Raw genomic sequence first — 21,298 nt, 5'->3', positions numbered from 1 at the left:
TAGGTCACGGCTCAGGGCCGGGATGGCGTCTTTGGTGAGACTGAGCTGAGGATCTACAGCGCTCTGCTTTGCATAAAGCCTTGCTCTACTTCGGATCAAATTTCTTCGCCGCTTGCCAGTGGGCTTCCATTTCATCAAGGGAGAGGTCTGCGAGGGGGCGTTGTTCTTCAGTTGCGGCGTCTTCTATGTGGGCGAAGCGGCGGCGGAATTTTGCGTTGGTGCGCTTTAGGGCGGCTTCTGGCTGGATTTCCAAGTGGCGAGCAAGGTTTGCGAGCGCGAACAGGACGTCGCCCAGTTCATCTTCGATCTTGTTGCGGTCGGGAGTACCTGCCTGAACTTCTTCGGTGAGCTCGTCTATTTCCTCTTTGATCTTTGCCAGAACGGGTTCTGCTGCCCCCCAGTCAAAGCCGACTTTGGAGGCGCGGTGCTGGAGTTTTTCTGCTTCTGTCAGGGCCGGAAAGGCGGAGGGGACTTCGTCGAGAAATCTAGGTTGTTTTTCAAGCAAGCCCATTTGCTGGCGCAATTGTTTGCGCTCGAGCTTTTCCTCGTCCTTGACTTTATCCCATGCGCCTTTTGGAAAGCCTGCTGCTTTTTGTTCGTCATCGCCGAACACATGCGGGTGGCGACGGATCATCTTTTTTGTAATGGCCTCAACCACATCCTCGAAGGCAAAGGCGTCTTCTTCCTCGGCTATTTGTGCGTGGTAGACGACCTGTAACAGCAGGTCTCCGAGCTCTTCTTTCAGGTCAGGAAGATCTTCCCGTTCGATGGCATCAGCAACCTCATAGGCTTCTTCAATGGTGTAGGGAGAGATGGTTTTGAAGGTCTGCTCCAGATCCCATGGACAGCCTGTGACGGGGGTTCTGAGGGCCTTCATGATTTCAATGAGGCGGGAAATATCGCGGGAAGGTAACATGCTGATCCTGATGGGTGGTTGGTTTGGAGCGTAAGCCGCACATTACCAGCGTAGTGTTTTTCTGGCGAGGGACATTGTGCCTGCACTGCGAGTTTGCGGTGTATTGCAGCTCATGCACCACTTAAGGTAAATGATGTTTAACTATAGAAGTAATCTATAAGTTATTGATAATATTATTAGTTAAGAAAAAGGGCGCTTGCGCGCCCTCTTGAATTATCGATGATGTGCGGACCTTAATCCAGTTCGTTAAGAACTTCACGTAGCGTACCAACCAGCTGATCAATCTGAGATTCAGAGATGATGAGCGGCGGCGACATGGCAATAATGTCGCCTGTGGTGCGGATCAGGATGTTCTTCTCGTAAGCCTTCAGGAAGGCCGTGAATGCACGCTTGGTCGGTTCACCCGCCATTGGCTCCAGCTCGATTGCGCCGATGAGACCGATGTTTCTGATGTCGATCACATTTTTGCAGTCACGCAGAGAATGAAGTGCTTCTTGCCAGTAGTGGGCCATCTTGGCACCGCGTGTCAGAAGGTCTTCGTCTGCGTACACATCCAGCGTTGCCAGACCTGCTGCACAGGCCAATGGATGACCTGAGTAGGTGTAGCCATGGAACAGCTCGATCAGATGGTCAGGGCCGGTCATGAACGCATCATAGATCTTGGAGCTGGCAAAGACTGCGCCCATTGGCACAACGCCGCTGGTGAGGCCTTTTGCCGTGGTGACGAGATCCGGTATGACATCGAAGTAGTCAACCGCAAATGGCGCGCCCAAACGACCGAAGCCGGTGATGACCTCGTCAAAGATCAACAGGATGCCGTGCTCGTCACAGATGTCACGCAAGCGTTGCAGGTAACCTTCTGGCGGCAAGATAACGCCTGCGGAGCCCGCAACAGGTTCCACAATCACAGCGGCGATGGTGGATGGGTCATGCAGTTGAACCATGCGCATCAGATCTTCAGCGTATTCGACGCCGTTTTTAGGCACGCCTTTGCTGAATTCATTGCCCGCAATGTTGTGGGTGTGACGCATATGGTCCACGCCAGCCAGCATCGCGCCAAACTGCTTCCGGTTGGCGACCATGCCGCCAACGGAAATGCCGCCGAAGTTTACGCCGTGATAGCCGCGCTCACGTCCGATCAAACGGGTCCGGGAGCCTTCGCCGTTTGCCTTGTGGTAGGCAAGCGCCATCTTCAACGCGGTCTCAACACTCTCAGAGCCTGAGTTGGTGAAGAAAACATGGTTGAGCGGGTCCGGCATGAGGGCCGCAAGACGGGCTGCAAACTCAAAAGACTTTGGGTGGCCCATCTGGAAGGCTGGTGCGTAGTCCAGCTCGGCAACCTGATTTTGGACCGCCTCAACGATCTTTTGGCGGCCATGACCTGCATTGCAACACCAAAGGCCTGCAGTCCCATCCAATACCTCACGGCCATCTGCCGTGGTGTAGTGCATGTCTTTGGCCTTCACGATAATGCGCGGGTCTTTCTTGAACTGACGATTGGATGTAAACGGCATCCAAAATGCATCAAGATTATTTGTGGTCAGGCCGGTGTTCTTTTGAACCTCGTCTTGCACCAGTGTTTCTGCCTCTGTCATTTCCCCTCCAACAACACGTAGGACGACTAGCGTTTTGCGGCTGTGTGTCGTGTTTATTTATCCTCTGGCAGGATAGGAATTGAGACTAGGTAGAAGACCGTAGTAAATCAAGTGATATCAAACGCCTACGCGTATTATACCTCCGTTTATACCTAGGGTAGAGTGTGGCAATGTCCTATCAATTCTTTGCAAAAGTGCGGATTGAGTATTATAGCGGTGAGACTTGCTTGAGGTTGTATTTTTGACCAAAGAGTAAAATTAGTATTTCAATCAATGATATGGATGATAGGCCGGCTGGTGGATGCAATGAGTGAGCGCAATACAATTAAAGTGAACGAGCGCTACTCAATTGATCAGCGCGACCTGAAAGAAGATTTTATTCGGGCGTCCGGGCCGGGCGGTCAAAACGTGAATAAAGTGTCTTCATCGGTCCAGTTGCGATTCAATCTGGATGGAAATGCGACTCTTCCCGATGATCTGAAGGATCGGTTGAGGAAGCTTGCCGGATCGCGGTTGACCTTGAAGGGCGAGATCATTTTGACGGCTGACCGGTTCCGCACACAGGAGCGCAACCGGGATGATGCGTTGGAGCGTTTGCTGGAGCTTATTCGCAAAGCAGCTTTTGTACCCAAAGCGCGCAAAGCAACGCGGCCTACACTGGCCTCGAAACGCCGCAGGATTGAATGCAAAAAGCAACGTGGGAACGTGAAGAAGATGCGTAACTCCAAAAATTACGATTAAAGCTGCACGTTCGCTTTGTGAGTAATATCGCGTTTTTGGAGAGCTGTTTAGTCTTCTTCTTCTAGAATGCGCGTGGCTGCATCCATTGCCAACGTATAGCCATATGCGCCAAATCCGCAGATCATGCCCTTGGCCACCTTTGAGATATAGGAGGTGTGGCGGAACTCTTCTCGCTGATGGATGTTGGAGAGGTGTAGTTCAATCACAGGGCGCTCCACACTGGCAATGGCGTCCATGATTGCAACGGATGTGTGCGTGTAGGCACCGGCATTGAGCACAATTGCTGTGCGGGACTGGCGTGTCTCATGGATCCAGTCGATCAACTCGCCTTCGTGATTGGATTGTTTGCATTCAACCTCAACGCCAAGTTGCTTTGCATGGGCGCGGCACTGGTCTTCAATTTCTGCCAGAGTGGTTGAGCCGTAAACTTCTGGCTGGCGCATTCCGAGCAGGTTGAGATTTGGGCCGTTGAGGATAAGGATCTTCTTCATGCGGGGCTCTTTGCGGTTGAGATGCAAGTGGTTTGCTCTTTATTGACTGGAAGCAACCGGGATGCAAGGTCTTTGCTTTTTACACCAAGGGTCGTGATGAGCTCTTGCTTGATGATCTCAACAGCCATTTCCGGTGACAAGTTTGTGTGAGGCAGGCTGGAGATATCGTAAAGGTTATAGGCCACAGCCATGAGTTTCCATGCTGCCAATTCAGCTGGCAGGGAGAGTGTGAATTCTCCTGCTTTGGCTCCCTCTTTTAGATTATTACAGAGCCATTGATGGTGTTTGTTGTTCTCTTCGGCGTATACCTGCCCAAACTCCGGTTCTCTGGTCGCTTCATCAGCTGCGCTGATCCATATGCTGACTTCCGATCTTTCTTCCGCGCTTGCATTAAAACTCAAAAGTTTGAGGAGCGTTTGTGTCGGTGTCAGTTCCTGCGCCATCTTGATGCAATTGCTCTCGTTTTTCCGAGATAGGAAACGAAGCGCTTCGCATTTCAGGTCTATCAATGACTTGAAGTGATGGTGAAGAATGCCGGTTGCCGCGCCAAGCTTTGTGGCGATAACCCGCGTTGTAATGCCGGCAAAACCCTTTTCCGCAACTACTTCCAGTGTCGCTAAAATGATCGCCTTGCGACGTTCTTCTTTTGGCAGATAGGCCATGGCAGATCCATTTACATTTTGATTGTTTGCGTAATTCTTGACTTATCACAAATTTGATCATATGTCCAAGTTGATCATGCGTTCAATTTCTATGTACTCCTGATCATTGAAGCGATACCGGGACCTGCGGTTTTTAAAGTGGAAGATAATCTCATGTCAGCTGCTGTGGCAGAAGAACGTATGATAACAGGCCGCCCTGCGAAGGAGTTTACCCGATTTGCGGTGCCTGCTGTGCTGGGGCTGATTTCCATTGCCTCCGCCAGTATTATTGACGGCATCTTCGTTGGGAACTTTGTTGGCTCGACTGCGCTGGCAGCTATTAGCCTGATTACACCGATGTTTGCGCTGTTCTTTGGCGTGGTGGTTATGCTTACCGTTGGTGCTGCTGTCATAGCTGGCAAGTTTATTGGCGAGCGCCGGTTTCGTGATGCCTCCAACATCTTCACGAAGGCGCTTATCTGCGCAGTGAGTATTGCGATTGTCTTTGCGGTGTTGCTTCTTTTTTTCACACCAGCCGTGGCGCGTGCGCTGGGGGCGAATGCTGAGACGGCAGAACTGGTGGAGGTCTATATCTGGACCATGGCCTGGTTCTTCCCCGGCTTGAGCATTGCGGTGGCTATGTCTCATTTTATTCGGGTAGATGGGCGACCTAACTTCTCACTCGCTGGTCTGGTGCTGATCACGATCGTCAATATTGTGTTGGATGCTTTGATGATTGGGTATTGGGGCTGGGGCGTATGGGGGGCTGCATTGGCCACCGGCATTGCAAGTCAGGTTGGTATGGTTTTCATGCTGCTGCACTTTGTCGGCAAGACCGCTAAATTGAGAGTTATCCGCCCGTTTGGGTCCTGGAAAGTGATGCGCACAGCGGCCTACAATGGTCTTTCTGAATTCATCAATGAAAGCTCAGCCGGGTTTGTCGTCTTCCTGTTTAACTGGATCCTGATCATAGAGCTCGGTGCACAAGGTGTCGCAGCGTTTACAATCGTTAATTACCTTTTCTTCACCGGAATTATGATCTTTTACGGGGTTGGCGAGGGGCTTAGTCCGTTGGTCAGTGTCAATTATGGCGCGCGTAAACCACGCCGGATCTATCAGTTTCTAGGTCTTGGTGTTGGTACTAATCTGGTGGTTGGATTGCTTCTGGCCGCTGTGCTTATTTTTGAACCAACTTTGCTGGCCAGCGCCTTTGTGAAGGATGGCGAGCAAGCCACGGTTGATCTGACAGTACAGATCATCAGCGTTATCTGGCCGGTGTTCCTGTTTAATGGAGTGAACATTGCGTTCTCCGGCTATTTTACCGGAATGCATTGTGCAGCCCAATCGGCGCTCATTGCTGTGTCCCGCTCACTGGCTTTGCCTTTGCTGTTGATTGCAGGTCTGTGGCTGGTGATCGGGCCCATGAGCGTGTTTTACGCTCTGCCTGTTGCTGAGGCGCTGACGTTAGTGCTGACCTTGCTGATGTTCATTAAGAAGAAACCCCATTGGATTGTTTGGGAGACACGCCGTTCCATTGGTGATGCCGAATAAAGTTCAAAGGACTGAGTCTTTTCGTCCGCAGCAATTTTCAAAGGATTACCAGTTGCGCTTGTTTGGCGGCGCATACTCCGTAACAGGCTCATTATATTAGTCATTGCTGTACTAAAATATCTCAAAGCTCGACGTTGAAGATGTGGCACATCACAATCTGGAGGTATTTCTTAGTTTTTTATGGACAAGTACTTTGCCTTAGGCAATGTGATGCGGTGCAAAATGTCGCGCGTATAAACGCGTGGGTTTGCACGGTTGATTGAACAAAAGAACTACAGCCCGGAGGCTGTGTGATGAGCCACATCTTTCCTAGAAATACCCGCGCAACTCTTCCAAAAGCCGTGAAGGGCGAGGGATGTTACCTCATTGATGAAGCAGGCAAGCGTTATCTGGATGCCTGTGGCGGCGCAGCTGTCTCTTGTCTTGGACATTCCAATGAGAAAGTGATTGAGGCGATTAAAGCCCAGTTGGACAAGTTCTCATATGCTCACACTGGCTTTTTTACCAGTGATGTTGCTGAGGACCTGGCTGATAAACTGGTTGCCCAAGCTCCTGAAGGAATCGACCGTGTCTATCTGGTCTCAGGTGGGTCGGAGGCAATGGAGTCTGCTGTAAAACTGGTGCGGCAGTACTTTGTTGAAAAGGGAGAGGTCAAACGATCTCGCATGATTGCGCGTTGGCAGAGTTATCACGGCAATACGCTGGGTGCGCTTTCTGCTGGTGGCAATAAATGGCGCCGTGAAATGTTTGGCCCGCTCCTGATCGAGATGTCCCATATCGATCCTTGTTATGCGTATCGCTATCAGGAAGAAGGCGAAACGCTTGAAGAGTATGGATTGCGTTCTGCGAACCTGCTTGAAGAAGAGATTTTGCGGGTTGGACCTGAAACGGTTGCAGCTTTCTTGGCTGAGCCTGTCGTTGGGGCCACTATGGGGGCCGTTCCAGCTGCGCCGGGGTATTTGAAGCGCATTCGCGAGATCTGCGACAAATACGGTATTCTTCTGGTACTGGATGAAGTGATGTGCGGCATGGGCCGGACAGGACATCTCTTCGCCTGCAATGAAGATGAGGTTCGCCCTGATATTATTGCGGTGGCAAAAGGCGTTGGTGCTGGCTATCAGCCGTTGGGTGCGATGCTGTGTTCCCAAGACATTTATGACACCATTGCCACTGGTTCCGGCTTCTTCCAGCACGGTCATACCTATATGGGGCATTCTCTGGCAGCTGTTGCTGGGTGTGCGGTTCTGGACCAGCTCACTGAACCGGGGCGTATGGAGTATGTGCGGACCATGGGCGAAAAGCTGTCTGCGGCATTGCATGATGCGTTTGGTCAACATCCAAACGTTGGTGATATCCGGGGACGAGGCTTGTTCCGCAATCTTGAGCTTGTGAAGGACCGGGGAACAAAAGAGCCGTTAGATCCATCGCTCAAGATCCATGCAAAAGTGAAGCAGATTGCCATGGAAGCCGGGCTTATGTGTTATCCGATGGGTGGCACCGTTGACGGCAAGATTGGTGATCACATTCTGCTGGCTCCTCCGTTCATTATTGATGACAATCATATTGCTGAGATTGTTGAAAAGCTAAGTTACGCTTTGAATGAAAGTTTAACGCGGGCTGGAGTTGCCACCTAATGACAAAACGGCTCATCATGAGTGCACCAAATGGCGCGCGCAGAGGTAAGGCTGATCATCCGCAGTTGCCTGTGACCATTGAAGACGTGGTTGCCTGTGCGGTGAACGTGGAAGCGGAGGGCGCTGATGCGCTCCACACCCATGTGCGCGGTGAAGACGGTCAGCATGTCTTGGATGCAGGGCTATACAAGGAACTTCTTATTGAAGTGATGGCCAAATGTCCGGATCTGACTGTTCAAATAACCACCGAGGCTGTTGGTCGCTACAGTGCGCAGGAACAGTTTGATGTGGTTGCTCGCGTTGAACCTGATGCGGTTTCTGTTGCCATGCGAGAAATGGCGCCCGAGGGCGGTGATCTGGATCTGGCTCGCCGGTTCTACCATGATGCACAGGAGGCGAACCGTGCGGTTCAGCATATCCTTTATGCGCCAGAAGATGTTGCGCGTCTTGATCGCCTAATGGCAGAAGGCATTGTTCCCAAAGGATATGGCAGTCAGCTTTATGTCCTGGGTCGTTATGCCAAGGATCAGGAAAGTGATCCAAGGGATTTGCTCGGGTTTTTGGCGGCGCGTGATGCAACGAAACATATTGTGCAGGATAATCCGTTTATGCTCTGCGCTTTTGGCCGGGCGGAAACAGCTTGTGCAGCTGTTGCCTTCGGTCTTGGTGGTCATGCGCGTATCGGCTTTGAAAACAGCCTCCGCCATGGCACTGGCAAAGTCGCCAAGGACAATGCAGAGCGCATTCAGGTGGTGGCTCATATTCGAGGTGAAATGGGATATGAAGGTGCCATTGATAAAGACGCAGTGCTGAAAGTACTCGGGAAGTCTTAGTCGAACGGCTCGTTCGGATATACGAATTCAAAAGGCTGCGATCATGGTGATGGCAGCCTTTTTTGCGTGCTACTTACACTCTTTGGCGAGTTTGGCGGTGAGTGCTAATCTTTGCTTTGGGCGTGCTTCAAAGGTTGTGGTGAGTTTGCCGACGCCGTAGCCTATTGCGTAGATCGCTTCCTGCTTGTTCATGCCTTTGCTGTAGGCAGTTGCAATGATGACACCTTTGGCGATGTCACGCTTGATCTTCTGTTTGGTCTCATCAAACAGGTGGTAGCAATTGATTGCGGTATCGTTTTTGCGCGCGAACTTCTCCGCCTTGCCTTTGTTGAAACCAGCATATGCGGATGTGCTGCCAGCAGCGACAAGTGTGAGTGCACCGATTAAGATTAGTCGTTTCATAGAAAAAGCCCCTTGTTTCTAAGAGGGCTTGATGACGTGGAAATGTGGCCAATTTTTCCTGAAAATTTGTAGAACTTGTGTAATCCGCAGGTATCCCACAGTTCAGCTATCTCTGCGTTTAATGGACATCTAAACCATATTTACGGAAGACGTTTTTTGTAGCCTCTGTTTCTTCAGTTGTTGGTTCGCGCGTGTCATTCAGCTGGTAGGATTTACCCATAGCTTGCCACTTGTGTTCGCCCATTTTGTGGAATGGCAGAACATCAACGCGTTTTACATTGCCGAGTTCAGAGACAAATTTTGCAACACCTTCAATGTTTTCTTCTGCATCAGTCAAGCCAGGTACGAGTACGAAACGGATCCAGACGTCTTTGCCCATGCGCTCCAAACGCTTGGCAAATTCGAGAGTTGGTTCTACGTTAACGCCTGTGACCTTCTTGTAGGTTTCTGGGACCCAGGACTTTATGTCCAGCAGATACAAATCCGCCATATCGATCGTTTCATCATCCAAAGTGGCATGTAGGTAGCCAGAGGTATCCACTGTGGTGTGAACACCCATCTGTTTGCAGCCCCACAGCAGCGTTTTCATGAACTCTTTTTGAGCCATAGGCTCGCCGCCACTGATGGTCAGACCGCCGCCGCCATTCTCAAAATACGTGCGGTAGGTGGAGATGTCTTTGAGGAGCTCGTAGGCGGAAGATTTCTTGCCGCCCTTCATCTTTAAAGTATCTGGATTGTGGCAATACAGGCAGCGCAATGGACAACCGGATGTGAACACGATGTAACGCAGGCCTGGGCCATCAACGGTGCCGCCTGTTTCTACGGAGTGTACATAACCCATGATGTCTTGCATGGCGGTCCGTCCTTATTATTGCTTATCAGCGTGCTGCTGCTGCGTCCTTAATGGAACGATTACAGAATAGGGTGTTTCCTATTGTTTTGACAGGGATAACTGTGCAATGCAGCTATTCGTTTTTGAAGCATGTGCGCCCTTGTCGCAGACATTTTGCATGGTCATGTGGCGACAGGTGTTTCCCTCATTAAAAAGAAAGCGCGGGGAGTGCCCGCGCTTTCTTTTTTTATATTAACCGTCGGCGTTAACGTTCTTAACGCTGGCCGTGGAATGTCCGGTTGATCACGTCCATCTGCTGCTCACGGGTCAGCTTGATGAAGTTCACTGCGTAACCAGAGACGCGAACTGTCAGCTGTGGGTACAGCTCAGGGTGTTCCATTGCGTCTTCAAGAGTTGTGCGGTCGAACACGTTCACGTTGATGTGGTGACCCATGTCATGCATGTAACCATCGAGCAGGTTGGACAGGTTGTTGACCCGTTCAGCTTCGTCCTTACCCAGTGCGCCCGGGATGATGGAGAAGGTGTAGGAGATACCGTCCTGGCTGTCTTCGTATGGAAGTTTGCAGAGAGACTTCATAGAAGCAACTGCGCCCTTCTGGTCACGGCCATGCATTGGGTTTGCACCCGGTGCAAATGGTTCACCTGCTTTACGCCCATCAGGAGTAGAGCCAGTTTTCTTACCGTACACAACGTTAGATGTGATGGTCAGAACAGACTGTGTCGGTGTTGCATTGCGGTACATTGGCTGATTGCGGATTTTGCTCATGAACAATTTCATGATGTCTTCTGCAATCACATCAACTCTGTCGTCGTTGTTACCGAAGCAAGGGAATTCACCCTCGATTTCGTAATCAACTGCGAGACCGTTTTCGTTACGGATGATGTTGACCTTCGCATTTTTGATCGCGGAGATACTATCTGCAACAACGGACAGGCCAGCAATACCACACGCCATGGTGCGCAGGATGTCGCGGTCATGCAACGCCATTTCGACGCGCTCGTAGTTGTACTTGTCGTGGCTGAAATGGATGCAGTTCAGGGCCTGAACGTAGACCTTAGCAATCCAGTCGAGCATCTGGTCGTAAAGTGGTTCCAACTCATCCCATACCAGCACGTCGCCAGTGATTGGGTGTGTTTTAGGACCAACCTGTTTACCAGTTTTTTCGTCGAGACCGCCGTTGACTGCGTAAAGCATTGCTTTAGCAAGGTTGGCACGTGCACCGAAGAACTGCATCTGCTTACCAATGCGCATTGCAGATACACAACAAGCGATACCGTAATCGTCGCCCCAGTAACGGCGCATCAGGTCATCATTTTCGTACTGAATAGAAGATGTATCGATGGAGATCTTTGAACAGTAGTCTTTGAAGCCCTTAGGCATATGCTCTGACCACAGAACGGTCAGGTTTGGTTCTGGTGCAGGGCCGAGGTTCACAAGGGTCTGCAGAACGCGGAAGGAGCTCTTCGTTACCAGTGTGCGTCCGTCAATGCCCATGCCGCCGATGGATTCTGTAACCCATACAGGATCGCCGGAGAACAGTGCGTTGTAGTCTGGAGTACGCATGAAGCGAACCAAGCGGAGCTTCATTACGAAGTGGTCCATCAGTTCCTGAGCTTCAGCTTCCGTGATGATACCCTTGTCCAGATCGCGCTGGATGTAGATGTCGAGGAAGGTTGTTGTGCGGCCAAGAGACATGGCAGCGCCATTTTGCTCTTTAATCGCAGCCAGGTAACCAAGGTAGAGCCACTGAATTGCTTCCTGAGCAGTTTCAGCTGGACGGCCAATGTCGAAGCCGTGTGCAGCGCCCATTTCCTTCAGTTCAGCGAGGGAACGGTACTGCTCTGAAATTTCTTCACGAAGGCGCAGTGTTTCTTCATTCAAGACGTTGCCGTCGAGAGAAGCATGCTGTGCTTTCTTGTCTTCCATCAGCTTGACGATGCCGTACAGCGCAACGCGGCGGTAATCGCCGATGATGCGGCCACGACCGTATGCATCTGGAAGGCCGGTTACGATGCCAGCGGAACGAGCACGGCGAATTTCCGGTGTGTAGAGATCGAAAACACCATCATTGTGTGTTTTGCGGTGTTTTGTGAAAACTTCAGCAGTTTTCTCGGAGATTTTGTAGCCGTTGCTCTCAAGAGCCGCTGCTGCCATTTTCAGGCCGCCGTAAGGCATAAGAGCGCGCTTCAAAGGCGCATCGGTCTGCAAACCAACGATCTTTTCGAGATCTTTGTTGATGAAACCTGGTGCGTGAGAAACGATAGAGGAAACAACTTCAGTATCAGCGTCGAGAACGCCTTTTTTATTTTCTTCTTTCATCAACTCAAGGACATTGTCCCAGAGCTTTAATGTTGCAGCTGTTGGGCTAGCAAGGAATTCGGCTGCACCTTCATAAGGGGTGTAGTTGTTCTGGATGAAATTGCGAACGTCAATTTCTTTGTTCCAGTCGCCCTTTTTGAAACCTGCGTAAGCCTTCGGGCCGTCGTCTGCCAGGAAAGGCAAAGTGTCGGTGTTGGCTGTGTCAACTTTTTGGTGAATACCCATTGGGAGGTCCTTCATCATTAATGCAATTCAGCGTTGTTGCTACAAGTAAATACCAAAGGCTTGCAGTGGGTTACGCTTCCTTGCGTCCAGTGCTTGTTGACCATTAATGTACTCCCCAAGCGAGACCGTATCTTGATTTATATCAATCTGAAACTGGTCACCAGCCCTGCAAAAAACGCAAGGCAGAATTATACAAATGCATACATTTTGGATATTGGGCAACCAATTGCACTTGTGGGTGAAGCTCGCATCGGTTGTGATAGATGTAAGTGTCGCTGATGTATGGTTAAATGTATGATTTTATTTGTGAATTCAAACTTTAACTATGTGTCTAATTCGTTTGAATAAGGGAGCTGAAGTGGGCGCCCGCATTTTTACCTAGGCGAATTCTATGTAGATTATACTAAGTATAATGTAGCGGCTCGTATTCTGCATAGCTGCCATGCGTCGATTGAAATATTAGCGTGGTAAGTGGAAAATCGTTTTTTCGCATATTTTTGTGGCGTAAGAGGCAGTCAGAAAGACTCATTCTGGCTCGTTTTATGAATGTTTTCCCTTTGATATCCACGAGGGAACTGGAGTGCGGAAACTGCAAAACACCACCATTTTCAAATTGCTAATGCCATCGGAACGGTTGATGACCTGAATGTGATACATTTTATTGATGGATAGGGTTGACCTACCAACGATTACACCGATCCCACCATTGACCTTCATGTTCTCCGCCGATCATGTGGTATCCCTCATAGGCTGCAACAGTCATGCAAGAATGGTTGGGCAGAATGCGGAGCTGTGAGCCAAGCGGGTAGAGCTCAAAGGGGAGGGAGCTGCCATCGCGAGTGGTGATGTAACCGTGTTCCTGACTGACGCCTTCCACATACAGCAGTGGATCAATGTATCCGTCAACGTCTGCAAGGAATCCAAAACCACAATCATTTCTTTGGGTTGCGCAGGAGCGGTCCTTGGAAAGGGCAAGGCCGCCTGCATCAACTACGATACGATTGAGGTGGGGTGCATGGCTGATCACGGTGGTGAGGACGGTTACTGCGATATCCTCCAGAGCGCACATACCTAAATTGGACTGAAACACATCCTGGAACATGTAGACGCCAGCGCGAACATCAGAGACACCATCGAAGGATTTGCCGAACAATGCTGTTGGTGTTGAGCCTATGCTGACTTCGGGACAAGGAATACCCGCTGAAACTATGGCTTCTTTGACGCTGAGTGTTGAGGTTCTCTCCAGCTCGGCTGCCGCTTCCAGTTCAGCCTTGCCGTTTGCGGAGTAGCCGACACCGCCGCCGTGAGCCATTACGCCGGCAAAATCTACGTTATTTGCATTTGCAAGTAGTTTGGCGGTCTCAACAGCTCTTTGGTCCTGAGTGGTGACGCCGGTGCGGTGTCCGTCCACATCCACTTCCAGATAGGCTTTGGGCGCGGGGCCTTCCAGTTTCATTGCTGAAATCATCTTTGCCATCTCCGGGCTGTCTAAACAGATCGCCATTTGGGCGCCGTTCCGGTTGAGCGCCATGATGCGTTCCATTTTTTGCGGCACGATGGAGACGGCATAGAGGATATCTTTGAGGCCAGCAGAGGAAAAGTACTCAGCCTCTTTGAGCGTTGAGACGGTCCAGCGGTCTGCGCCATGTTCCTGAAGGATGCGGGCAACCTCAATAGATTTCGCCGTTTTCAGGTGGGGGCGAAGCGGAACTCCAAATTGCTTGAACCGATCTGCCATGCTTTTGATGTTGGCCCGCATTACGGCTTCATCGAGCAAAAGGCATGGAGTTTGAAGGTTTTCAAGCATCTGAATGTCCAAATCTATATCTAAGGCAATTGATATGTCTTTCTAGCAATACTCTCAGGTGATTGGAACCTATTGCCCTTTGAGTTCCATATATTTCAGCCTTTGACCTCGAGTGCACTCCATCTCCTACACCTCAGAAATTGCCGAGATCAGACGGAGTTGGGTTTTTCGAAATGCGTATTGGTGAGCCATCGTGAGTTTGTCGCTCAGCAGGTTGAGAGCCTTCAACAAACCCTTAGTTTGTTGGATGATAAGATTGATCACTACAGCACTGAAATCCAGAAGCAGGACTGACCTTGAGCAACCAATAATGATGGAGAATTGCTATGGATGCACAGAAGGTTTTGGGCGTACTTAACCCCAATCTAAAACAAACACTTACTGACAAATATGATGCAGCATTGCCGGGTATGTCTGAAGCCGTTGTCGATTGGGCCTATGACAAACATTATGGACGCGAAGGGGCCGATTTGAAGACGCGGCAGCTCTGTGCGGTTGCAGCGCTAACGGCAATGGGTGGGCATACATCCGCGCAACTTCGGATGAATATTGAGCACACGTTAAATGCCGGTGCTCGCCCTACTGAGATCATGGAGATTATCTGGCAGATGGCGGTTTATGCCGGTGTTCCCGCAGCCCTCAATGGATTGAACACAGCAATTGCGTATTTTGAAGAGAAGGGGCTTGATCCTCGGTCGTAAGTCAGGTCAAGACACCTGTCGGTTTCTCACCTCTTAAATGCGCCATGATTTAACATCCCAACTATTTATCGGGGCGTATTTAACGGGGTGGGACAAGCCCATAATCTTGGCTACGGTCTCTTCGTGTCATGTTGGGAGAGGCTGGTTGATGAGGGAAATTTCTGTATTTTGTTTGGCAATCGCCTTGGTGGCCTGCGCGAAAGAACCAAATCAAACCGGGCAAAATACAACAGTTAAACGTAGTAAGGCAGAGATGCTTCAGGAAATTGTTCGGGTGGCAAACCTGAAGACTGTCTATCTCGAATTCCCTCAGGCTGGTTACACCTATCTTTTGTTTTACAAGGGTATGGGATTTCAAGTTGTTTATTTCGATAGGAACAACAATAGCCTTCTCTGGTTCCCCAATCTTCCAATTGTGACTGCCACGTCATGGAAAATCCAGGACAATAATGTGTGCTTCTATAAAGGCGCGGGGACTTATCCTTCTAAGGGGAGTGGTGCGAACAACAAGCTGGTTTGCAAAAGTCATTTCCTTATTAAAAAAGAAGCTGGTCCAGATTGGCAGGTAATCCTTTTAAGCTGAGTCCCGGCCGGGCCGTGCCATACAATTTGAAGAAATGCGCTCCACCGCCTGAGTTCAAACTGATGCGGCAAGCAGCTTGTTGAACTCCATAGTTCAGAATGCGGACCTGAAGTCCGCACTCCTTATCATTGCTGATTATTTCTTGGTAGGGCGAGCAGGGCCTTTGAGCTCTGCGGATTGAGCCCAGAGGTTGATGTTGGCCTCTGTTGCGTATTTGTCGATAGCTGCCAGCTCTTCTGCAGTGAAGTCCAGATTATTGATTGTTGCTGCACAATCAATAACTTGTTCCTTGCGGCTCGCGCCGATTAGAGCGGAGGTGACGCGACCACCGCGCAGAACCCATGCAAGAGCCATTTGTGCCAGTGTTTGACCGCGATTTTGGGCGATCTCGTTGAGTGCACGAATGTTCTTCAATGTGGTTTCATTGAGGAAGCTCTCCTGGAACGAGCCAGTCTGTTTACCAGCGCGGCTATCTTGCGGAACGTCCTTCAGATATTTGTTGGTCAGCATGCCCTGTGCGAGCGGCGAAAACACAATAGAGCCAATGCCTTCTTCCTCAAGCGTATCCAGCAGGCCATCCTCTTCTACCCAGCGGTTGAGCATGGAATAACTTGGCTGGTGAATGAGGCAAGGGGTGCCCAGCTCTTTCAGGATTGCTGTTGCTTCCTTGGTGCGCTGGGAATTGTAAGAGGAGATACCTACGTAAAGTGCCTTGCCCTGACGTACGATCTGGTCGAGCGCCATCATGGTCTCTTCAAGCGGCGTTTCCGGATCGAAGCGGTGGGAATAGAAGATATCGACGTAGTCAAGGCCCATACGCTTCAGGGATTGATCCAGACTTGAGATCAAGTATTTACGGCTGCCCCATTCGCCATAAGGTCCCGGCCACATGTCGTAACCAGCTTTTGAGGAGATAACCAGCTCATCACGGTAGCCTGCAAAATCGGTGCGCAGGATCTCGCCAAATGCGGTTTCCGCGCTGCCTGGAGGTGGGCCGTAGTTGTTTGCCAGATCGAAGTGGGTGATCCCGAGATCAAATGCGGTCCGACACATTTCGCGCTTGGTTTCGTGCGGCGTAATCTCTCCGAAATTGTGCCAAAGACCGAGAGAAATGGCCGGTAGTTTCAGACCGCTTTTTCCGCAGCGGTTGTACTTCATGGAATCATAACGTGTATCAGCTGGTTGCCAACCCATCAGATGTCCTCCCAGACTATCTTGTTGTTATTTAATATTTTTACGTAATTGGAATTGGGAGCAGGAGTTGTCCCAGAATATGCTTTAAGCGGAGAGTTCGACCCATACAGGTACGTGGTCAGATGGTTTTTCCCAGCCGCGGACGTGTTTGTCAATGCCTACACCTTGCATGAGGCGAGCTGCCTCAGGGGAGAGCAGCAGGTGGTCAATACGGATGCCATTGTCGCGTTGCCATGCGCCTGCCTGGTAGTCCCAGAATGTGTATGTGCCGGCGGCGGTGTTGGTGGCGCGAACGGCTTCGGTAAAGCCGAGGTTGAGCAGGGCACGGAAGCGTTGGCGGCTTTCCGGGCGGTAGAGAGCATCGCCGACCCAAGCTTCTGGGTTCTTGGCGTCTTCCGGTTCCGGGATCACGTTGTAATCGCCAATGAGCAGGAAGGCTTCTTCCTTCTCAAGTTGGGTTTGAGCGTGTTTGTGGAGGCGGTCCATCCAGCGCAGTTTGTATGGGAATTTTTCTGTGTCGGTCGGGTTGCCATTTGGCAGGTAGAGACAGCCGACGCGGACGGGTTCGTTGTCGCCTGCAATCACAGCTTCAATGTAGCGAGCCTGCTCGTCTTCATCGTCGCCGGGAAGGCGGCGAATGACCTCTTCAAACGGGCGTTTGGAAAGGATAGCAACGCCGTTAAAGCCTTTTTGGCCATGTGTTTCCAGATTGTAGCCGAGCTCTTCGAAAGGGGCGCGCGGGAAGGTTTCATCAACCGATTTGATTTCCTGAAAACAGGCGATATCCGGCTGCTCTTCTTGCAACCATTTGAGGGCCGTTTCCAACCGTGCTTTGACGCCGTTGATGTTCCAGCTCGCGATTTTCATCGGGTTTCCCTTCGAGGAAGCAGCAGGCCTGCGCTACTTGTTCAATTCATTTGTTAAAATTGTTCTAGCATGGCTCGCGCCGAGGGCAAGGTGAGCAGTCAAACGGGGTGTGGATGGGAGGATATCTGTACGTTAGAGGCGGGTATAAAACCGTTTGCGTGGAAATGTGCGTTGGTTTGAAAGGAATGCGGGATCATTGCGTGGTTTTGTTTGCGAGGCGATTTACCCCGCAAAGTTATGCCCGTGCCACCAATGCTCTGTAGATTAGAGGGAGAAACTTGTACCACATCCGCAGCCCGCTGCTGCTTGCGGGTTGGTGATCTGGAAGGACTGGCCCATGATGTCTGTGACGAAATCGATTTGCGATCCTGCCATGTATTGCAGGGAAACGGTATCAACCAGAACCGTCGCGCCAAGTTTGGCAAGGACGAGATCATCCTCTTCTTGCTCTTTGACGATATCATATTTGTATTGAAAACCGGAGCATCCCCCGCCTTCAACGGAAACGCGCAGCATACTGCCGTCAACTTCTTTTGCGAGAATTTGGGCAACGCGCTTTGCTGCGTTGTCGGTCAAAGCAACTGTGTTTTCTGGAGTCTGGGTCATGGTACTATCAGGGGCTCAATCAGAGGGGTGTTACGGGCTCGTCGCTTCGCATTCATTATTAGAGTATTTAGGTGTTCTAAACTGTAATTTCCATAGGTTTTTATTGCTAAATTACAAATGGGGCTGAAAACCATTTGTTTACAGGGCCTTCACAGGTGTTATGTCATTGCTGTGATATGAAAAAATGATGTGGGTTGTGGTGCGAAAAAAATGGCCTTGCAGCCGTATAGTCGCGGGCAATGGCACGGGGTAGGGAATAATAAATGGTCAAGACACTTGGGTATGGTGCTCAACCAAGAGCTGATTATGCCGTTGATCCCGAGCTTAGTCAGGGGCGGCTTTATGACGAACCTGAAAGCCCGACCCGTACGCCATTCCAGCGTGATCGTGATCGTATCATCCATTCCGCCGCCTTTCGCCGGTTAAAGCACAAGACGCAGGTGTTTGTGTATCATGAGGGTGATCATTTCCGTACCCGGTTAACCCACTCCATTGAGGTCTCTCAGGTGGCGCGGTCTCTGGCGCGTGCTTTGCGGCTGGATGAAGATCTGGCTGAATGTCTGGCATTGGCGCATGACCTTGGCCATGCCCCGTTTGGACATGAGGGCGAGGACGTGCTGCATGCGTGCATGAGGGAGTATGGCGGATTTGACCATAACGCCCAATCCTTGCGCATTGTGACAGATCTTGAGCGCCGCTATGCGGAGTTTGATGGGCTCAATCTGGCGTGGGAAACGCTGGAGGGGCTGGTCAAGCACAATGGGCCACTCACCGATGGAGATGGGCGTGCTTGCGGTAAGTTGAAAGAAAAGGGCTTGCCGTTTGCTGTGAGAGAATATGCCAAGCAGCAGGATTTGATGCTGTGGTCATGGCCAAGTGCAGAGGCTCAGGCTGCCGCGATCGCTGACGATATTGCCTATGATGCGCATGATCTGGATGACGGGCTTCGAGCGGGCTTGCTGACCTTTGAGGGGATGAAGCAGGTGCCGTATCTGAGACGTATTTTAGAGGAAGTTGACCAGAAATACCCGCAGCTTGAAGATGCGCGCCGGATCCATGAAATTGGCCGTAGATGTATTACCGGTATGGTTGAAGATGTGATTGCGCAGAGTATTTCGCGAATTAATCGCCTTTCACCCAAGAAATGCGGGGATATTCGTGATGCAAATGGCCCTGTTATTGCCTTTTCAACTGAAATGGCGCGAGAAGAGCGCGAACTGAAAGAGTTTTTGTTCGCAAATCTCTACCGGCATAAAAGTGTCCTGGCGGTTCGTAAGCAGGTGTCTAAAGTGGTTCGGGATTTGTTTTACGGATACTTTAAGACACCGGAAAGAATGCCAGAACCATGGTGTGATGGATTGGCTGCAGAAAGCAAAGAGGTTGTTGCCCGTAGGGTATGTGATTTTATTGCCGGTATGACCGACCGCTATGCCATAGATGAACACAGACGATTATTTGACGATACCCCAGAACTGGGGTAATGCGCCAACGCAAACAAAATCAAGCCATAGGAAGAGTGCTTAGAACCTCGGTTTTACATTCCTTTTGGCCTGTCAAATTGGGCTATTAAAAATGAACATCTTCGCAGACTTCGCCGAAAGGGTAAACAAAGTAGTCAAGGGCCTGGACCTTGCTGCTGACGCGCCGGAGCTTGACCTTCGACGTGTTACTGTTGAACCTCCTCGGGATGCTGCTCATGGCGATCTGGCGACCAACGCCGCCATGGTGCTGGCCAAACAGCTGAAGATGAAGCCGCGTGATCTTGCGACAAAGATTGCCGAGGGCCTGCGCGCCGACAGTGAAGTCGAAGCTGTTGATGTTGCCGGGCCGGGCTTCATCAACATCCGAGTAAGCCGGGTCATTTGGGAACGTGTGATCACCGAGGTTGTTGCTGAGGGCAAAAAGTTTGGTGAATCCTCCCGCGGCAATGGCCTGAAGGTCAACGTTGAGTATGTTTCTGCGAACCCGACCGGTCCGTTGCATGTGGGGCACACCCGCGGCGCTGTGGTTGGTGATGCGCTGGCAAACCTGCTTGCCTTTTCCGGTTATGATGTGACGCGTGAATACCTCATCAACGATGCGGGCTCTCAGATTGATACGCTGGCGAAATCTACTTTCCTGCGTTACCGTGAAGCTCTGGGCGAAGACATTGGGGCAATTCCAGAGGGTCTGTACCCAGGTGACTACCTTGTCCCGGTTGGCACAGCCCTTGTTGAAACCTATGGCCGCGGTCTTATCGACATGGGTGAAGGCGAGCGTCATGCAATTTTAAAAGCCTTTGCTATTGAAAAGATGATGGATCTGGTTCGCGAAGACCTTTCCAAGCTGAACGTCCGCCACGATGTGTTTTTCTCTGAAAAATCCATGCATGGTCAGGGCCGGGCGATTGATGAAACCCTTGATACGCTGCGCAAGCGTGATCTGGTTTACAACGGTACTTTGCCACCGCCAAAAGGTGAGCTTCCTGATGACTGGGAGGACCGCGAGCAGACATTGTTCCGTTCTTCCAACTACGGCGATGACATTGACCGCCCGTTGGCGAAATCTGACGGCAGCTACACCTATTTTGCCGCTGACGTTGCTTACATGCGCGATAAGGTGGAACGTGACTTTAAAGAGCTGATTTTTGTTTTTGGTGCGGATCATGCGGGTTATGTGAAACGTCTTGAAGCGGTTGGGAACGCAATTTCTGACGGCAAAGTGGATGTGATCGTCCGTCTTTGTCAGTTGGTGAAGCTGTTTAAGGGCGGCGAGCCGTTCAAAATGTCCAAGCGCTCTGGTAATTTCGTCACCCTTCGTGATGTGGTTGATGCGGTGGGGGTAGATGCGGTACGCTTTATGATGCTCTATCGTAAGAATGATGCGCCTCTGGACTTCGATTTTGACAAGGTGACAGAACAGTCAAAAGACAACCCGGTGTTCTACGTTCAATACGGTCATGCTCGGTGTCGTTCTGTGCTGCGTCAGGCTGTTGAGGAACTGAATTGGTTCTCCAACACACCTGGTGAACTGCAGTCGGCGGATTTTGCACAACTTGAAGATGAGGGTGAACTTACCCTGATCGCCAAGATGGCTCAATGGCCAAGAATCGTAGAGGGTGCCTCGGAAAATCACGAGCCGCACCGTGTTGCATTCTACCTTTATGAGCTGGCAAATGCGCTTCATAGCCACTGGTCACGAGGCAAGGAAAAGCCGCAATTACGCTTTATTAATGATAAAACGCCAGAATTAACCAAAGCTCGACTCGCGTTAGTCTATGCAGTTTCACAAGTGATCGCTTCTGGCCTCAATGTTTTGGGCGTCATAGCACCAAATGAAATGCGCTAGTGCCTGGGCAT

19 protein-coding genes are annotated in these 21,298 nt (G+C 50.7%); 8 read left to right on the top strand and 11 right to left on the bottom strand.

The genetic code is table 11. From position 1 onward, the window contains the following. Nucleotides 1-85: 85 nt before the first annotated feature. Nucleotides 86-916 carry a nucleoside triphosphate pyrophosphohydrolase gene (gene mazG, locus BLS62_RS12325; protein ID WP_093181080.1) on the bottom strand — a complete coding sequence of 277 codons (831 nt, stop codon included), beginning with the start codon at nucleotides 914-916 and terminating at the stop codon, nucleotides 86-88. A gap of 233 nt (nucleotides 917-1,149) precedes the next feature. After that, nucleotides 1,150-2,511: an omega-aminotransferase AptA gene (locus BLS62_RS12320; protein ID WP_093181077.1), complete on the bottom strand. Its 1,362-nt coding sequence runs from the start codon at nucleotides 2,509-2,511 to the stop codon at nucleotides 1,150-1,152. Nucleotides 2,512-2,817: 306 nt separating this feature from the next. Between BLS62_RS12320 and arfB the strand changes: the two genes are divergently transcribed. Further along, a complete protein-coding gene (arfB, locus tag BLS62_RS12315; RefSeq protein ID WP_093188845.1) occupies nucleotides 2,818-3,252 on the top strand; it encodes an alternative ribosome rescue aminoacyl-tRNA hydrolase ArfB in 435 nt (144 codons plus the stop codon). Nucleotides 3,253-3,299: 47 nt separating this feature from the next. On the opposite strand, the gene aroQ is transcribed toward arfB, so the two are convergent. Further along, the gene (gene aroQ, locus BLS62_RS12310; protein ID WP_093181074.1) at nucleotides 3,300-3,743 is read right to left on the bottom strand and encodes a type II 3-dehydroquinate dehydratase; all 444 of its coding nucleotides are present in this window, start codon (nucleotides 3,741-3,743) and stop codon (nucleotides 3,300-3,302) included. Then, on the bottom strand, nucleotides 3,740-4,405 hold the full coding sequence (locus tag BLS62_RS12305) for a TetR family transcriptional regulator C-terminal domain-containing protein (protein WP_093181071.1): 666 nt from the start codon (nucleotides 4,403-4,405) through the stop codon (nucleotides 3,740-3,742). Before BLS62_RS12305 ends, aroQ begins: the two co-directional genes overlap by 4 nt. Before the next feature lie 153 nt (nucleotides 4,406-4,558). On the opposite strand from BLS62_RS12305, the gene BLS62_RS12300 reads away from it, so the two are divergent. From BLS62_RS12300 to BLS62_RS12290, 3 genes are all read left to right on the top strand, one after another. Next, nucleotides 4,559-5,935, top strand: a complete 1,377-nt coding sequence (locus BLS62_RS12300; RefSeq protein ID WP_093181068.1) for an MATE family efflux transporter — start codon at nucleotides 4,559-4,561, stop codon at nucleotides 5,933-5,935. Between the two features lie 293 nt (nucleotides 5,936-6,228). Continuing rightward, entirely contained in the window at nucleotides 6,229-7,569 is a 1,341-nt protein-coding gene (locus BLS62_RS12295) for an aspartate aminotransferase family protein (RefSeq protein ID WP_093181064.1), read from the top strand. Next, on the top strand, nucleotides 7,569-8,402 hold the full coding sequence (locus BLS62_RS12290; protein ID WP_093181061.1) for a beta-keto acid cleavage family enzyme: 834 nt from the start codon (nucleotides 7,569-7,571) through the stop codon (nucleotides 8,400-8,402). Before BLS62_RS12295 ends, BLS62_RS12290 begins: the two co-directional genes overlap by 1 nt. 69 nt (nucleotides 8,403-8,471) lie before the next feature. Here the strand turns inward: BLS62_RS12290 and BLS62_RS12285 are convergent, their stop codons facing one another. From BLS62_RS12285 to BLS62_RS12270, 4 genes are all read right to left on the bottom strand, one after another. Continuing rightward, nucleotides 8,472-8,804 (bottom strand): hypothetical protein, encoded by a 333-nt coding sequence (locus tag BLS62_RS12285; RefSeq protein WP_093181057.1) that lies wholly within the window; start codon nucleotides 8,802-8,804, stop codon nucleotides 8,472-8,474. A 118-nt stretch (nucleotides 8,805-8,922) separates the two neighbouring features. After that, on the bottom strand, nucleotides 8,923-9,657 hold the full coding sequence (gene pflA / locus BLS62_RS12280) for a pyruvate formate-lyase-activating protein (RefSeq protein ID WP_093181054.1): 735 nt from the start codon (nucleotides 9,655-9,657) through the stop codon (nucleotides 8,923-8,925). 253 nt (nucleotides 9,658-9,910) lie between these two features. Next, on the bottom strand, nucleotides 9,911-12,202 hold the full coding sequence (pflB, locus tag BLS62_RS12275; RefSeq protein ID WP_093181052.1) for a formate C-acetyltransferase: 2,292 nt from the start codon (nucleotides 12,200-12,202) through the stop codon (nucleotides 9,911-9,913). Nucleotides 12,203-12,881: 679 nt separating this feature from the next. Continuing rightward, a complete protein-coding gene (locus tag BLS62_RS12270) occupies nucleotides 12,882-14,009 on the bottom strand; it encodes an alanine racemase (RefSeq protein WP_093181050.1) in 1,128 nt (375 codons plus the stop codon). 326 nt (nucleotides 14,010-14,335) lie between these two features. On the opposite strand from BLS62_RS12270, the gene BLS62_RS12265 reads away from it, so the two are divergent. Further along, the gene (locus tag BLS62_RS12265) at nucleotides 14,336-14,710 is read left to right on the top strand and encodes a carboxymuconolactone decarboxylase family protein (RefSeq protein WP_093181047.1); all 375 of its coding nucleotides are present in this window, start codon (nucleotides 14,336-14,338) and stop codon (nucleotides 14,708-14,710) included. A 148-nt stretch (nucleotides 14,711-14,858) separates the two neighbouring features. Then, on the top strand, nucleotides 14,859-15,293 hold the full coding sequence (locus tag BLS62_RS12260; protein WP_143521550.1) for a hypothetical protein: 435 nt from the start codon (nucleotides 14,859-14,861) through the stop codon (nucleotides 15,291-15,293). Nucleotides 15,294-15,428: 135 nt separating this feature from the next. Here the strand turns inward: BLS62_RS12260 and mgrA are convergent, their stop codons facing one another. The 3 genes from mgrA to erpA all read right to left on the bottom strand — a co-directional run bounded on the left by mgrA (nucleotide 15,429) and on the right by erpA (nucleotide 17,960). Then, nucleotides 15,429-16,487, bottom strand: a complete 1,059-nt coding sequence (gene mgrA, locus BLS62_RS12255) for an L-glyceraldehyde 3-phosphate reductase (RefSeq protein ID WP_093181044.1) — start codon at nucleotides 16,485-16,487, stop codon at nucleotides 15,429-15,431. Between the two features lie 84 nt (nucleotides 16,488-16,571). Beyond that, a complete protein-coding gene (xth, locus tag BLS62_RS12250) occupies nucleotides 16,572-17,354 on the bottom strand; it encodes an exodeoxyribonuclease III (protein WP_093181041.1) in 783 nt (260 codons plus the stop codon). Between the two features lie 264 nt (nucleotides 17,355-17,618). Next, nucleotides 17,619-17,960 (bottom strand): iron-sulfur cluster insertion protein ErpA, encoded by a 342-nt coding sequence (erpA, locus tag BLS62_RS12245; RefSeq protein WP_093181038.1) that lies wholly within the window; start codon nucleotides 17,958-17,960, stop codon nucleotides 17,619-17,621. Between the two features lie 263 nt (nucleotides 17,961-18,223). Between erpA and BLS62_RS12240 the strand changes: the two genes are divergently transcribed. After that, entirely contained in the window at nucleotides 18,224-19,441 is a 1,218-nt protein-coding gene (locus BLS62_RS12240; protein WP_093181034.1) for a deoxyguanosinetriphosphate triphosphohydrolase, read from the top strand. A gap of 91 nt (nucleotides 19,442-19,532) precedes the next feature. Next, nucleotides 19,533-21,287, top strand: coding sequence for an arginine--tRNA ligase (argS, locus tag BLS62_RS12235; protein ID WP_093181030.1), 1,755 nt, complete (start codon nucleotides 19,533-19,535; stop codon nucleotides 21,285-21,287). Nucleotides 21,288-21,298: the final 11 nt, after the last annotated feature.

Source organism: Pseudovibrio sp. Tun.PSC04-5.I4, assembly GCF_900104145.1.
Taxonomy (GTDB): Bacteria; Pseudomonadota; Alphaproteobacteria; order Rhizobiales; family Stappiaceae; genus Pseudovibrio.
Note: the sequence above shows the minus strand (reverse complement) of the source record. Positions and strands in the feature narration are given on the sequence as shown.